Source organism: Vibrio sp. QJM3NY_26 (assembly GCF_057786005.1).
Genome location: NZ_CM173516.1, coordinates 1613007 through 1626229 on the forward strand (window position 1 = coordinate 1613007; position 13223 = coordinate 1626229).

Sequence of the window (13223 nt, forward strand, 5' to 3'; positions counted from 1 at the left end):
ACTGCTAGTTTAAAACTTACTCTGCAGCTTTTGTATCTTTAGTTTCGATACCAGCTTCTTCAGATTCAACAGAAGCTTCTACCGATCCTTCCGCTTGCTCTTGAGCGGCTTTTGCTTGCTCTTCAGCTTCCATTTTTGCGCGGTCAGCTTTAGAAATATAGCGAGGCTTGTTGCTACCATGCAGTTTAGACGTCGCCTGTTTCTGTCTTTTCTTTAGAATTTGATTGATTTTTTTCTTACGGTTCATTGCTGCATAGCCTTGTATTTAGTTTATGCGGTGGAGGATAATCATTTTAGATCTAGAACTCAATATTTACATGGTATTCAGCAAGGAAAATATCACTATGCAGGCAGTCGAGACCGCACGTTTAAGATTAAGAATGAGCACACCTCAAGATGCGGCGTTTATCCAACGATTATATGGCTCAGAAGATTTCCTGCGTTACATCGGAGACAAGGAAATTACAGATACTGGCAAGGCTGTTGAATACATCGAAAACAACATTCTTAAGATGTATAGAGAGAAGGGTGTGTGTTTACTGATGGTCGAAATGAAAGAGTCTTCAACGCCAATCGGTGTCTGTGGTTTGATTAAAAGAGACACACTAGAGGCGCATGATATTGGTTATGGTTTTGTCCCTGAAGTCTATGGGCAAGGTTTTGCATTGGAAGCGGCGCAAGCGATAATTGAACAAGCTCAACATAATGCTGATATCGATCATTTAGTTGCCATCACGACCTCTGATAATATTCGAAGCATCGCACTGCTGACTAAGTTGGGTTTTGTGTTTGAGCGAGTCGAGGACGTGTTAAGTGAAAACGTCAACCTCAACCTGTACGGTTTATCACTGAGTAATTAATCATGTTTCAACATAACAATATTCTGCAAGGCGAACTCGCAACCGAGTACAAAACTGTTATTGCGATGGTGCACATCTATTGCAAAGATCACCATGGTGCGGTTCGTCAAAATAACGCGTTATGTGAAGAGTGTGAGCAACTGTTGCGTTATGCAGAGACGCGACTTGATCGCTGTCCTTATGGTGAGGCGAAACCAACCTGCAATAAGTGTCCAATTCATTGCTATAAGCCTGACCCTAAAGAGCAGATGCGTTTAGTGATGCGATATGCTGGGCCAAGAATGCTACTCAAGCATCCGATTTTAGCGGTACGACATTTGATACATGAGAAGCGGAAAGTGCCAGAGAAGCCATTGCCGAATGTGTCGAACCGCCATATCCGAATGAATAAGAAGTAACACATTGTTTACTGTGTGAAAGTATGTGTAATGTGAAAGTAATCGAAACAAAAAAGGTCTGATTACTCAGACCTTTTTGATGTAGATACACTTCTATCTAAGCTTGAATGCAGCTAGGTAGCTAGGTAGCTAGGTAGCTAGGTAGCTAGGTAGCTAGGTAGCTAGGCAGGTAGACAGGTAACTTATGCCGCTTGAGGCTCGTCGTAGGTCACTGTGAGGTTGTTGATCCAGCGTCGGCTCAAGTATCGGTGCGAGCATATAGCTAACTTCACCACTTCTTCTACCAACATCAGACCATAGATGTATTTGAAATCCCATCCAGCGACAAACGCACTGTAAACACATACTGGAATACCCACCATCCACATCGCGATGAAATCCATTCGCAGGCAAAAAGCGTTATCACCACCAGCACGAATAATACCGTTAATGATCACCATGTTGAGCATGCGAATGACTACCGCAAAACACATAATAGTCATTGCAGGTGCAGCGAGTGGGTACAATGCATCGGTAGAAAGGTTTAGCCATGATAGAACATGTTCTTTACCCATAAACAGTAGCAACCCAACGACCGCGCCAAAACCAACGACGGCTTTAATGAATGTTAGACCCATGCTCATCGCGTCATCAAATTCATCACGGCCTAATGAATGGCCTAACAAAACAGAACACGCCACTGAGATACCAAAGAAGATCGAGTAACACAGCGATTCAAATGGTGCGAGCATCGAGAACACGGCAAGCTCAGTCGTGCCCATGTGACCGAAGATCATTTGATATGCCATGGTACCCATTGCCCACAACACAGCATTCATCGTCAACGGCAAAGCAATGCGACGGTAAGACAACCACAATGACGGGCGATGTGGTGAGCTCGGTGTCGTTAATAGCCAATGTTTACGCATACGCATGTAGCTATACATTAAGCCCACTTGAATCAATCGCGCTAAGGTTGTTGCCAATGCCGCACCTGCTACGCCCATTGCTGGAATGCCGAAAGCACCTTTAATAAGAACGAAGTTAAGCGCAATGTTGAGTGCGATGGTAACGCCACCTAATAATAGCGGAGTTACGGTGTCACCTGATGAGCGCATGCTAGCTTCTACCACGACAACAATGTGAGTCAGAAGTAGAACAGGGAAGCCATACCATAGGTAAGTCGCACCAAGTTCAATCACGGTTTGATCGCTGGTTTGCAACATCATTAAAAACTGAGAACCAAGAGTGATGATTGCAGTAACAGGCAACAGAACTTTTAAGCCAAATATCATCGCAATCGAGGATACTGTTCGTGCGCTTTTTCGGTCATTCTTTCCCCAGTATTGAGCGACTAATGTACCGTTTGCTGAGGCCAACCCTGCCATAATCATAATCGCAACGAAGTGCCATTTTGACGCAATTCCCACAGCAGCAGCTGCTTCCATACCATAATCACTGACCATTAATACGTCAGCAAGGGCAAGAATAGCGACAAGCGCACTTTGCAAAGCAACAGGCAAACCAAGTTTAACGATACGAGGTAAGATGCTCTCTGGCTTGTTATTCATAGATGAGTTAGGGTTGATGTTAGTTGTCATAAGCTCTCCGATTTATGGCAGAACTATAGTGTTTTGAGCGAAGTAACAACATGTTTAAAAAACAACAAAACCTGTGCGAATCCGTCATTGATTCAATGAGACCAAAATCAACTTGGCACGATGATGTTTTTCTCGCTGAACAGTGCAAAGAACGTTTTTTGACCGTTGAAGATATTCCAGAGATGAAAAGCTTTGGTGTCTATATGGGCGGCATGGCGAAGCTATATGATGGCTACTGGGTTGAGCGCGAATCCGTTAATGTTCATACGTTGATTTTTACTCAAGAAGGGGGCGGAATTCTAACCACTTCAACTTCGGTACAAGCGATTACGCCTTATACGCTGGTGGTTCTTCCTGCCGAAACCCCATTTCGTTTTGAGCTTGATCCTCAATACAACTATTGGAAAATGGCGTGGATGCTGACGCCCGATACGCAGCAATGGCAGCACATAGCAAGTTTAGGTCAGGGGATAGTGCCGTTCGGAGAGTGTGAGCAGATCTGGTCATTAATGAACTTGGTTTACTTTGAGATAGGCGGTAGAGCCAGTTACCGTAAGTTACTTTTGAGTGAAATCATCCGAACGTTGACGGGGTTTGAACCCAAATCGACCAGCACCACAGCACGTGTTCAAGCACTCTATAACGAGATTGAAAGCAGTCTGCACCAGCCATGGACCGTCGCAGGGATGGCCGAAAGGGTGTTCATCAGTGAAGAGCAGCTCAATAGAGTCACCAAGACGCTATTCAACCTGTCACCACGCAGTAAATTGATTCAATTACGCATGGATAAAGCCACCAGTTTGCTGAAATATCAAGATTGGTCAGTCTCTATGATTGCGAATCGGTTGGGCTACAAAGATCCTTATAACTTTTCACATCGTTTCAAAAAACATTTTGGTCTGTCACCCAGCCAGTATCGAAAAAGCCATCGACTTCTTGGTTAGCCTTGCTTATTTCCTCGATCAATTACGCAAGATCAAGCTTTGCAGTAATATTACCGTATTGAGCTATCTATCAATTTAGTATTTTTACTCTATTCGGTACTATTGGAAATATCCAAGAGGGTGACTGCATATGCAATGCGAGGAATTAATGCACCAAGTTATCAGTGAGACGGATGATTTAGCTCTTCCGTCGAAGCTCATTTTAAACAATAAAGAGTTTCAATCAGGCACTAAAATCGTACGCAAGCAGGGTTGTGGTTCAATAATAGGAACGCTTGCTGAGCCTCATCGTAAAGTACTTTTCTATCTTTACCTGAACAGAGGCCAAGTGGTGAGCAAGCAAATTTTGAAGCGTGTAGGCTGGGCTGGTAAAGCGGTGACATCTGCATCTGTGTTGGTTGCTATTTACGAGATAAGGAGGATTCTTGACTGCCGTTGTATACAAACCGTTTCCAACGAAGGGTATGTCATGGAGTAATAAATAATCTTCTATTGATATCCTGTTAATATATTAATAATAAAAATTTAATCTCTTTACCGTACGAATTCCATTGATTATCGTCAAATCTAAAACGTCCACTTATAAGCGACGTTATATAAATACGATCGAATCTGACTTTGTCGCTGGCTATATAGTAAGGGAATGATATAAAAATGGACTCTTATCCTGCAATAGAAACGAACCACTCTGAAAACAACGTAGTACTTGAACTAAACGGTAAAATTGTTGAACTCAACACCAAACTCATTCGCAATGTTGAAAATGGTTACGTACTGGCTACCATGCCTTTGGCGTACCGAAAGATCATTTTATTTATGAATCGACATCGAGGTGAACTGTTCAGTGTTGGCCAATTAAAGAAGATTGGCTGGGAAAGTGAGAAAGTGACCAACTCATCTGTGATTGTTGCGATATCCGAAATTAGATCATTATTCGGAGACGGATTAATCATCACGATTACTGGTGAAGGTTACGTATTTCAACCTTAACCTTCTGAAATAATAGATTTTATTGCTATTTGCTATTTGCTATTGGTTTTTTGTCGATCTTTCCTCCAGGCGACATAAAACAAAAAGGGCTCTTAATTTAGACGGGAAGTCATAACTAAGAGCCCTAGTGATACAGTTCTTGTGCCTGTCTATTCCATTTACTCGCCTGCAATCTGTAGAGGAGAACGTTTTAGGCTAGCAATTAGCATGTAGATGGTTGTAGCGAGTAGAGACGCGAACAGGTAAGTGAATAAGCCTGCTTGTGAATCCATAAAGCTATCCGCAACCAATGGCCCTGCTACAGAGCCGATGCTGTAACACAACAACATAACTTGAGTCACTGAAACTAAGTAGCTCGGGTCTAAGTTACGACAACCCAAGTTAATCGCAATTGGGTAAAGTGCAAAGGTCGCCATACCTAAAACAAACAAGCTCATACCAAGAACGTAAAAATCATGGTTGATAGTGAGCACACCAATGCTTGCAACCCCTAGCAGGCAGAACAGAGCCATTAATAACACTTGTCCTATGTGGTGAGACAACCACGTCACCATTGGTTGAACGGCCATACCACCCATAATCACTAACGCCATCAAACCGCCAATGTCTTGGTGTGCGATGTTGCGCTGAGCGAGTTCTACAGGCATCAATCCGTAAATAGACCCAAGTGTTAACCCAGATACAATACAGCCAATCAAAGCGCTGTGACTTAGCTTGCTGATTTGTTTCAGTGATAAAGACTGCGCATCGTGAATTTGTGGTGCTGTTGCTTGTCCGTACATCAATACAATGATTGCTCCAAACAGCAAGGTGAACATTGCAATGAAAGGCACGCCGCCCGTAATACCAAGGTATCCGATGCCAAGTTGACCAACGGCCGAACCGCCATATAACGAACACATGTAAACCCCTAAACGTTTCGCACGTTGAGATTCTTCACCGCTCATTAGCCAAGATTCCACAATCACAAAGATCCCAGCGACTGATACACCCGCGACGAAACGAGCCAACAACCAAACTGATTGATGTGGCGCCAACGGTAATACAAGAATTGTTGCGATAAATACGCTAAGTGCAATGACGAAAGCGTCTTTGTGACCAACGCGAGCGATCGCACGCTCAATCAATAACGTACCCGCTAAAAGACCTGCATAAAAGGCACTCGCCAACCAACTCGATAGATTACTGTCTAAGCCATACTCAGACAGCATTAATGGTAATGAACTCATTAAGTAGCCTGAAGCGATCGCGTAAAAAGACAATGCAATAACAGGAACAGTTATGCGAGTTGTTGGTTGGATGTTGTCCAATGCAGGAGCCTCTAAATAGTAAAAGAAACGATGAATTTTCCGCGACTATGGGGGAGAAACTGAATTGGGTAAAACGAATAAAAATGGTCGTTAAGATAAAAGAAATTTATCGTGTTTGTTGGCTAAAATACCGTTGTGATATTTCATGTTTTCGCGATATTTTCTGCGGTTAAATAGCCGATAAAGCGTTGTTCAAACGACTATTTAATTTGAAAGACGGAGAGAGATTCGTTGTATTCATCAGATTTTAATTTAGGGCGTTTAATCGTGTTAGACCACTTCTTTTCGGTATTGTCTGGGCGAGCTGCCGCTCCACCTACGAAAGGCATGCCGAAAGTTCGCACTGTCCGAAAAACCCACTCTATCGGAGATCTCTTCAATACTCATATGCGTCGATGAAAGATAGTGTCGAGAGAGGTGAAATCGCACGTGATCCAATATTTTCTGATAGCTCGTGTCTGCAGCTTTAAGGTGTCTACGTAGTGTTCTAGAAGACATTCCTAATTCTGTGGATAGCGCCTCAATGGAAGGGTAACAGCCAGGCCTTTCAATAAACATTTGTGAGATCTTCTCTTTAAGGCTGGTGGGCGCGCTGACTCTAGCCAACATGTCGTCACAAGATTTCAAACACATTTGTAAGGTGATTGGGTTAGCCGTTGGTAAAGGTGAATATAGGCGTGTTGCATCGAACTGCCATTCAAGCTGCTCGCAATCAAACTCTACACGGCAACGGAAAATCTCCTGATAGAGATCGCCATAAGTAGGTTTAGGGTAAGGGAAGCGGATCACAAGAGAGGGAAACGGCTGTTGTAGCACTTCTTCACACAAACTTTGAATGGCGGAAAACCAATACTCACAACAGAAAGGCAACAAAGAGTCGAGCTCGATAAGTTGCTCAGCGCGAAAGTATCCGGTTTGATGTTCAACGGACATGGTCTTCTTGAGAACAGGGCCCGCAAGACGCAGATATTTGAAGCCCATTAAAAGAGCGTCTAACAGTGTCTCACTGCTGAACACTGCGTAACCCAACACACCAAAATCACTGAATCGGGCTTCCTGTCCAACTTTTAGTCCTAGCCCCTCTACGTTGGAACTCTCAAGCGCGTTACTGAACACCGCTAATTTTTGTGCGAGCGTGATGTGGGTATCTGGCGTATTAAGCTGGAACTCATCGATGTTACTGCCTTTCAATAACGTATCGACCGTCAAGGATGATGAAAAATAGCGAGACAATAGTTGAAGATCAAGAATTCCAAATGCCTGCATATCCGGTTCGTAAACTGCGGTGTATTCCATAATATGCCTCTTGTTGAGTGTTCTTATTCTATCTTAACCACGGACATCTTTTCGTCGGCTGTGTTGCAATTATGTCCGAATATCACCGTTTTTTGTCTTTTTGCAACCTTTGCAGAGTGTTATCAAAATGTTGTAATTTAATAAGTCATACACGGACACGTGTGCATAGGGTCGAAATAACAATAGATTAGAAACGAAAGCAAAGAGCAAATGAACATAGGTTAAACACATATTCGAAACAAAACACAACAACGTCTACGGTGACCGTGACTAATAGGTCTAAGCCGAATAAGGAGATCATGGATGCACAATCTTGCTGTTAACTTGGAGCGCAGCGCTTCGCTTTTCCCAAATAAAGTCGCTCTGCGAATGGGGACGGATGAAGTCAGCTTTTCTCAGTTGGAACAACTTTCTGGAAACGTCGCCGCTAATTTAAAGAGGCTGGGGCTCAAGAAAGGAGATAAGGTCGCGTTGTCGTGTCCGAATGTCACGTATTTCCCGATTGCCTATTATGGAATTCTGAAAGCAGGCTGCGTCGTGGTGCCTTTGAACGTGTTATTTAAAGCAAGAGAGATCGCTTACCACCTTAATGACTCGGACGCGAAAGCCTATTTATGCTTTGAGGGCAGTGAAGAGCTGCCCATCGGTCGTTATGGCTTACAAGGTTTCGAACAGGCAAACCATTGTGAGCACTTTGTCGAGATGCCCATCCCAACCGGCGCAGACACGACTTCAGAAAGAAACGAGCAGCATGAATCAATCGCTGACTGGTTAGCACAACCTTTGATCCCTTTTGAGTCTGTGGCTTGCCATGGTGATGATACCGCTGTGATTCTTTATACTTCAGGTACGACAGGTCAGCCAAAAGGCGCAGAGCTTTCTCACACCAATATGCAAACCAATGCCATGTCGTCACAGTATCTAATGCGATTGGAGTACAGCGACACCACAATGGCCACACTGCCTTTATTCCATAGCTTCGGCCAGACGGTCATGATGAACGCGAGTGTGCTAACAGGGTCGACCATGGTGTTGATTCCGCGTTTCGAACCGTCACTGGTGATCGAACAGATCATTAACCATAAAGTAAGCGTGTTTGCGGGCGTTCCAACCATGTATATCGCACTATTAAAGGCGGGAGAAGACTCCTCTAGTAGTTTAGAAATAAGCAAACGCTCTGAACAGGTTAAACACAGCTTGAGGTTGGGTGTTTCTGGCGGTGCTTCTATGCCACTTGAGGTTATTCGACAGTTTGAGTCTCGCTTTGAGCTTCCAGTATTAGAAGGCTATGGTTTATCAGAAACAGCGCCAGTTGCGACCTTTAATCATATTGATGGTGACCGATTGTCTGGCAGTGTGGGTCAACCTTTGTGTAGTCACCTTATCAAGATCACTGATATACAAGGCAACTCAGTCGCCATGGGTGAATTGGGCGAAGTCTGCATCAAAAGCCCAAGTGTCATGAAAGGCTACTATCAAAGGCCAGAAGCTACGGCGGAAGCCATTAGAGATGGTTGGTTCCTAACCGGAGATATCGGACGCACCGATGAGCACGGCAACTTGTTCATTGTTGACCGAGTCAAAGACATGATTATCCGTGGTGGTTACAACGTGTATCCGCGCGAAGTTGAAGAAGTTTTGATGTGCCATCCTGATGTCGAAATGGTCGCCGTTGTGGGTGAGCATCATGATCGCCTAGGTGAAGAGATTCACGCTCATGTGGTGCTGCATGAACATACGCAATGTGATAGCGAAGTACTGATAGCTTGGTGTCGTGAACAATTGGCCGACTACAAATACCCTCGTAAGGTGTTTATTCGTAAAGGGCTACCAATGACAGCAACCGGCAAAATTTTGAAGCGAGAACTACACCCACTAGAAATAGCGGAGGCAACCAATGGATAGTTATGATTTTATTGTTGTTGGCGGTGGTTCAGCGGGGTGTGTCATGGCTTCTCGGTTGTCGGAAGATCCTAATGTCACTGTTTGCTTGTTAGAAGCGGGCGGTAAAGACACGAGCCCATTCATTCATACACCCGTTGGCGTGGTGGCTATGATGCCAACCAAACTCAATAATTGGGCTTTCGAAACCGTTGAACAGCCGGGTTTAAATGGTCGTAGAGGTTATCAGCCAAGAGGTAAGACACTTGGCGGGTCTAGTTCTATCAATGCCATGATGTACGCTCGTGGGCACTGTTCCGACTACGATACATGGGTAAGCATGGGTAATGCGGGATGGAGCTATGATTCGTGTCTGCCTTACTTCAAGAAAGCCGAAAACAACGAAGTTCATCAAGATGAGTTTCATGGTCAAGGTGGTCCTCTTAATGTGGCAAACCTTAGATCGCCAAGCCCTATGCTGGAACGTTATTTAACGGCGTGTGAATCGATAGGTGTGCCTCGTAACGAGGACATTAACGGTGCTGCTCAGTTTGGGGCGATGCCGACCCAGGTCACTCAGCTGAATGGTGAACGATGCAGCGCTGCCAAGGCTTACTTAACGCCAAACCTTTCACGATCGAATCTCACGGTCGTTACTAAAGCCACCACACATAAGGTCTTGTTTGAAGGTAAGAAAGCGGTTGGCGCTGAATATGGCTCGGACGGACAGCGTTATCAGATCAGATCCAACAAAGAGGTGATTCTATCTGCTGGTGCATTTGGTTCTCCCCAGTTGTTATTACTGTCTGGTGTCGGTGCTAAAGCTGAACTAGAGGCGCACGGAATTGAGCTGGTTCACGAACTACCCGGTGTCGGCAAGAACCTCCAAGACCATATCGACTTAGTGCATTCTTACAAATGCAGCGAAAAGCGTGAAACTTTTGGTATTTCATTGCAAATGGCCTCTGAAATGACCAAAGCTCTGCCGCTATGGCACAAAGAACGTCGTGGCAAGATGACCAGTAATTTTGCAGAAGGGATAGGCTTTCTCTGTTCAGAAGATCATATCGCCGTGCCGGATTTAGAGTTTGTATTTGTCGTCGCTGTGGTAGATGACCACGCCCGAAAAATACATACCAGTCATGGGTTTACCTCTCACGTCACCTTGCTACGACCGAAAAGCATAGGAACCGTAACGCTTAATAGTAGTGATCCTTATGATCCGCCTAAGATCGATCCTGCGTTTTTCAGTCATCCTGAAGATATGGAGATCATGATTAAGGGCTGGAAGAAGCAGTATCAAATGTTAGAGAGTTCGGCGTTTGATGACATCCGTGGCAATGCTTTCTACCCAGTGGACGCCAGTGATGACAAGGCTATCGAGCAAGACATTCGTAACCGTGCAGACACTCAGTATCACCCGGTCGGGACCTGTAAAATGGGCCCTAGTAGTGATTCATTAGCCGTGGTAGATAACGATCTTAAAGTTTTTGGATTGGATAATTTGAGAGTCATTGATGCTTCTGTGATGCCGACATTGATTGGGGCAAACACCAACGCGCCAACCATTATGATTGCTGAAAAAGTCGCAGATCAAATCAAAGGGGAATACGGGTTAGGTCAGCAAGAATCTAGTATTCAAGCGAAAGGCGAAGCTGTGGTTTAATTCAAGAAGTTAAGTGATAACCATAAATAAAACAGTAGGTTAGATAGTCTTGATTTGATAAGACTCTCTAACCTATTTTTTGTACGCTTGCTTCAAGCACAAGCTAAATCAAAAGCGATATAAAATACGGGTCTACTTGGCCAGCGCTTGATTAAGCCATTGATCAAATTGGCCTTTTGGTAACGCACCGTTAATCGTATCGACACGTTTGCCATCTTTAAACACCATCACCGTCGGAATACTTCTGATTTGGTACATCGCGGCAAGCTGCTGCTGAGCTTCAGTATCAATCTTAACGAATCGAACATCTCCCGAACGCTCTTTAGCAACGTCACTGAACACTGGCGCAAAGCCAACACATGGGTTGCACCATGTTGCCCAGAAATCGACAACCACAGGCTGTGAACTGTTCAAAATAGATTGGAAATTCAATGATGTGCCTTCAATTGGCGCGCCATCTAGTAATGCGTTTTTGCATTTACCACAAGTTGGGCTTTCTGAAATTCTTTCTGAAGGAACGCGGTTTATGCCATTACAAGAAGGGCATCGTGTGTTGAATGTAGACATAACTTTCTCTTTTTATTGTAACTCCGTTGCTAACGCGATTTACGAATCACGCACGGAGCGCTTATACTGTTTAAAACTAGAATACGATACTTAAATAAAAACAAACAATAAACAGGTAAATGATGACAAAATTTTACGCCGAAATTACTGGCTGGGGAAAGTGTCTGCCACCAGCCGTGCTGTCCAATGATGATTTAAGCACTTTCATTGATACGTCTGACGAGTGGATTCGAACTCGAACTGGTATCGAAAACCGTCGTATCAGTCATGTAAATACCTCTGAGCTAGCGACTATTGCAGCGAAACATGCCATGGCGTGTGCTGGCCTAACAGCCGAAGATATCGACCTCGTGATCATCGCGACGTGCAGCCCAGACTCCCTTATTCCAAATACCGCATCTAAGGTTCAACAGAACTTAGGCATTAAGAGTGCAGCGGCTTTCGATCTTAACGCAGCGTGTACTGGCTTCATTTACGGTGTCGAAACGGCGACTCGACTGATTCAGGCTGGTAATTACCGCAACGCCATCGTTGTGGGTGCTGAGCGTCTGTCATTCTTCATTGATTGGACCAAGCGTGACACTGCAGTTCTTTTCGGTGACGGCGCTGGCGCTGTGGTTCTATCTCGCACCGAAGAACAAGTTGGCTTACAAGAAGCTCAGATCGGTTGTGACGCCGAAGGCCGCGATATTCTAGCGGTACCAAAATTCGGTACGTCTATGGATCGCTTTGCTGCTGATAACGGTTACTGGGACTTTGATTTCGTTGGTAAAGAGATCTTCAAACGCGCAGTGAAAGGCATGGGCGCAGCGGCGCACACAGTCTTGAGTCGCACAGGTATCTCAACCGACAACATTGACGTTGTGATTCCGCACCAAGCGAACATCCGAATTATTCAAACTCTTTGTGACATGGCGGGTATCGATCGCGAGAAAGCGTTTGTTAACATCCAAAATTACGGCAACACATCGGCTGCTACTGTGCCAATTGCATTATGTGAGTCGCTAGAGCAAGGTTTCGTTAAGCCTAACGACAACATTCTTGTTGCGGCATTTGGCGCTGGTTTAACTTGGGGCGCTGGCCACATTAAATGGGGTAACCGTGTTGAACCGCTAGGTCAATCAGATGCTAAGCTTCCAGAAGCTGATAAATCCGCTTTAGAGCTTCTAGAAAGAGCCATTTTACACTGTAAAACACACCCGAATTCAGCGAGCGAATAACGCTGATGGGTACAGTCGTCAAAGTACGTCTTATGACTAAAGCCGACCTTGATGAGGCGGCTTTAGTCCACCAAGCTGCATTTGTTCGACAGCAAAATTCGCGAGAGTGGTTACAATGTAACTTAAGCGCTTCACCACGCTTTCTTAACTTTGTTGCGGAGAGTGAAGGTGAGATCTTGGGTTACATCATCTGGGTTCAGAAAAGCGGGTTTAGACCTGAAGCTGTTTTAGAACTAGAGCAACTTGCCGTGTTACCAAGCGTGCAAGGGCAAGGATTGGGAAAAACGCTGATTCTAGACTCCTTGCCGCAAGTGAAGCAGAAGCTAGCAGAGCAAGGCTCGACGCTCAAACACGTGCTAGTGACCACCAGAGCAGACAACTTTGCACAAAAGCTTTATCAATCTACGTTGGGTGCAGAAGTCGAAACCACGATTTCAAACCTGTATTCTGCTGATGAAGTACTTATGATCGCTCGCAATATAGGTGAGCGAATCTGATCGCTGAGTTTTTA

Annotated in this window: 13 protein-coding genes and 1 pseudogene; 9 read left to right on the forward strand and 5 right to left on the reverse strand. The window is 44.6% G+C overall.

Features of this window, described 5'->3' with window-relative positions:
- Positions 1 to 16: 16 nt before the first annotated feature.
- Positions 17 to 247, reverse strand: coding sequence for a DUF2986 domain-containing protein (locus AC3CH4_RS22460; protein WP_065206160.1), 231 nt, complete (start codon positions 245 to 247; stop codon positions 17 to 19).
- A gap of 97 nt (positions 248 to 344) precedes the next feature.
- Here AC3CH4_RS22460 and AC3CH4_RS22465 point away from each other — a divergent pair, with 97 nt between their 5' ends.
- A complete protein-coding gene (locus AC3CH4_RS22465; RefSeq protein ID WP_372244827.1) occupies positions 345 to 860 on the forward strand; it encodes a GNAT family N-acetyltransferase in 516 nt (171 codons plus the stop codon).
- Positions 861 to 862: 2 nt separating this feature from the next.
- Positions 863 to 1258 carry a nitrous oxide-stimulated promoter family protein gene (locus AC3CH4_RS22470; RefSeq protein ID WP_171312824.1) on the forward strand — a complete coding sequence of 132 codons (396 nt, stop codon included), beginning with the start codon at positions 863 to 865 and terminating at the stop codon, positions 1256 to 1258.
- Between the two features lie 182 nt (positions 1259 to 1440).
- Here AC3CH4_RS22470 and AC3CH4_RS22475 read toward each other — a convergent pair whose 3' ends face one another.
- Positions 1441 to 2838, reverse strand: a complete 1398-nt coding sequence (locus AC3CH4_RS22475) for an MATE family efflux transporter (RefSeq protein ID WP_428786336.1) — start codon at positions 2836 to 2838, stop codon at positions 1441 to 1443.
- A 50-nt stretch (positions 2839 to 2888) separates the two neighbouring features.
- Between AC3CH4_RS22475 and AC3CH4_RS22480 the strand changes: the two genes are divergently transcribed.
- The 3 genes and pseudogenes from AC3CH4_RS22480 to AC3CH4_RS22490 all read left to right on the forward strand — a co-directional run bounded on the left by AC3CH4_RS22480 (position 2889) and on the right by AC3CH4_RS22490 (position 4772).
- On the forward strand, positions 2889 to 3782 hold the full coding sequence (locus AC3CH4_RS22480; protein WP_114635309.1) for a helix-turn-helix transcriptional regulator: 894 nt from the start codon (positions 2889 to 2891) through the stop codon (positions 3780 to 3782).
- A 120-nt stretch (positions 3783 to 3902) separates the two neighbouring features.
- A pseudogene (locus AC3CH4_RS22485) lies at positions 3903 to 4289 on the forward strand (winged helix-turn-helix domain-containing protein).
- A gap of 147 nt (positions 4290 to 4436) precedes the next feature.
- Positions 4437 to 4772, forward strand: a complete 336-nt coding sequence (locus tag AC3CH4_RS22490) for a winged helix-turn-helix domain-containing protein (RefSeq protein ID WP_017079269.1) — start codon at positions 4437 to 4439, stop codon at positions 4770 to 4772.
- Between the two features lie 158 nt (positions 4773 to 4930).
- Here the strand turns inward: AC3CH4_RS22490 and AC3CH4_RS22495 are convergent, their stop codons facing one another.
- A complete protein-coding gene (locus AC3CH4_RS22495) occupies positions 4931 to 6082 on the reverse strand; it encodes an MFS transporter (RefSeq protein ID WP_017079268.1) in 1152 nt (383 codons plus the stop codon).
- A gap of 270 nt (positions 6083 to 6352) precedes the next feature.
- A complete protein-coding gene (locus AC3CH4_RS22500) occupies positions 6353 to 7378 on the reverse strand; it encodes an AraC family transcriptional regulator (RefSeq protein WP_017095742.1) in 1026 nt (341 codons plus the stop codon).
- Between the two features lie 303 nt (positions 7379 to 7681).
- Between AC3CH4_RS22500 and AC3CH4_RS22505 the strand changes: the two genes are divergently transcribed.
- Positions 7682 to 9283: a long-chain-fatty-acid--CoA ligase gene (locus AC3CH4_RS22505; RefSeq protein WP_488543869.1), complete on the forward strand. Its 1602-nt coding sequence runs from the start codon at positions 7682 to 7684 to the stop codon at positions 9281 to 9283.
- On the forward strand, positions 9276 to 10925 hold the full coding sequence (locus AC3CH4_RS22510) for a GMC family oxidoreductase (protein WP_488543870.1): 1650 nt from the start codon (positions 9276 to 9278) through the stop codon (positions 10923 to 10925). Before AC3CH4_RS22505 ends, AC3CH4_RS22510 begins: the two co-directional genes overlap by 8 nt.
- A 132-nt stretch (positions 10926 to 11057) precedes the next feature.
- On the opposite strand, the gene trxC is transcribed toward AC3CH4_RS22510, so the two are convergent.
- Positions 11058 to 11492 carry a thioredoxin TrxC gene (gene trxC, locus AC3CH4_RS22515; protein WP_488527951.1) on the reverse strand — a complete coding sequence of 145 codons (435 nt, stop codon included), beginning with the start codon at positions 11490 to 11492 and terminating at the stop codon, positions 11058 to 11060.
- 122 nt (positions 11493 to 11614) lie between these two features.
- Here trxC and AC3CH4_RS22520 point away from each other — a divergent pair, with 122 nt between their 5' ends.
- Together AC3CH4_RS22520 and AC3CH4_RS22525 are read left to right on the forward strand one after the other, a co-directional pair.
- Positions 11615 to 12712 (forward strand): beta-ketoacyl-ACP synthase 3, encoded by a 1098-nt coding sequence (locus AC3CH4_RS22520; protein WP_488544346.1) that lies wholly within the window; start codon positions 11615 to 11617, stop codon positions 12710 to 12712.
- A 32-nt stretch (positions 12713 to 12744) separates the two neighbouring features.
- A complete protein-coding gene (locus AC3CH4_RS22525) occupies positions 12745 to 13209 on the forward strand; it encodes a GNAT family N-acetyltransferase (RefSeq protein WP_428786091.1) in 465 nt (154 codons plus the stop codon).
- Positions 13210 to 13223: the final 14 nt, after the last annotated feature.

Bases quoted from the DNA above. Each gene is read 5' to 3' on its own strand.
- AC3CH4_RS22460 (WP_065206160.1), bottom strand. From the start codon at position 247: ATGAACCGTAAGAAAAAAATCAATCAAATTCTAAAGAAAAGACAGAAA.
- AC3CH4_RS22465 (WP_372244827.1), top strand. From the start codon at position 345: ATGCAGGCAGTCGAGACCGCACGTTTAAGATTAAGAATGAGCACACCT.
- AC3CH4_RS22470 (WP_171312824.1), top strand. From the start codon at position 863: ATGTTTCAACATAACAATATTCTGCAAGGCGAACTCGCAACCGAGTAC.
- AC3CH4_RS22475 (WP_428786336.1), bottom strand. From the start codon at position 2,838: ATGACAACTAACATCAACCCTAACTCATCTATGAATAACAAGCCAGAG.
- AC3CH4_RS22480 (WP_114635309.1), top strand. From the start codon at position 2,889: ATGTTTAAAAAACAACAAAACCTGTGCGAATCCGTCATTGATTCAATG.
- AC3CH4_RS22490 (WP_017079269.1), top strand. From the start codon at position 4,437: ATGGACTCTTATCCTGCAATAGAAACGAACCACTCTGAAAACAACGTA.
- AC3CH4_RS22500 (WP_017095742.1), bottom strand. From the start codon at position 7,378: ATGGAATACACCGCAGTTTACGAACCGGATATGCAGGCATTTGGAATT.
- AC3CH4_RS22505 (WP_488543869.1), top strand. From the start codon at position 7,682: ATGCACAATCTTGCTGTTAACTTGGAGCGCAGCGCTTCGCTTTTCCCA.
- AC3CH4_RS22510 (WP_488543870.1), top strand. From the start codon at position 9,276: ATGGATAGTTATGATTTTATTGTTGTTGGCGGTGGTTCAGCGGGGTGT.
- trxC (WP_488527951.1), bottom strand. From the start codon at position 11,492: ATGTCTACATTCAACACACGATGCCCTTCTTGTAATGGCATAAACCGC.
- AC3CH4_RS22520 (WP_488544346.1), top strand. From the start codon at position 11,615: ATGACAAAATTTTACGCCGAAATTACTGGCTGGGGAAAGTGTCTGCCA.
- AC3CH4_RS22525 (WP_428786091.1), top strand. From the start codon at position 12,745: ATGACTAAAGCCGACCTTGATGAGGCGGCTTTAGTCCACCAAGCTGCA.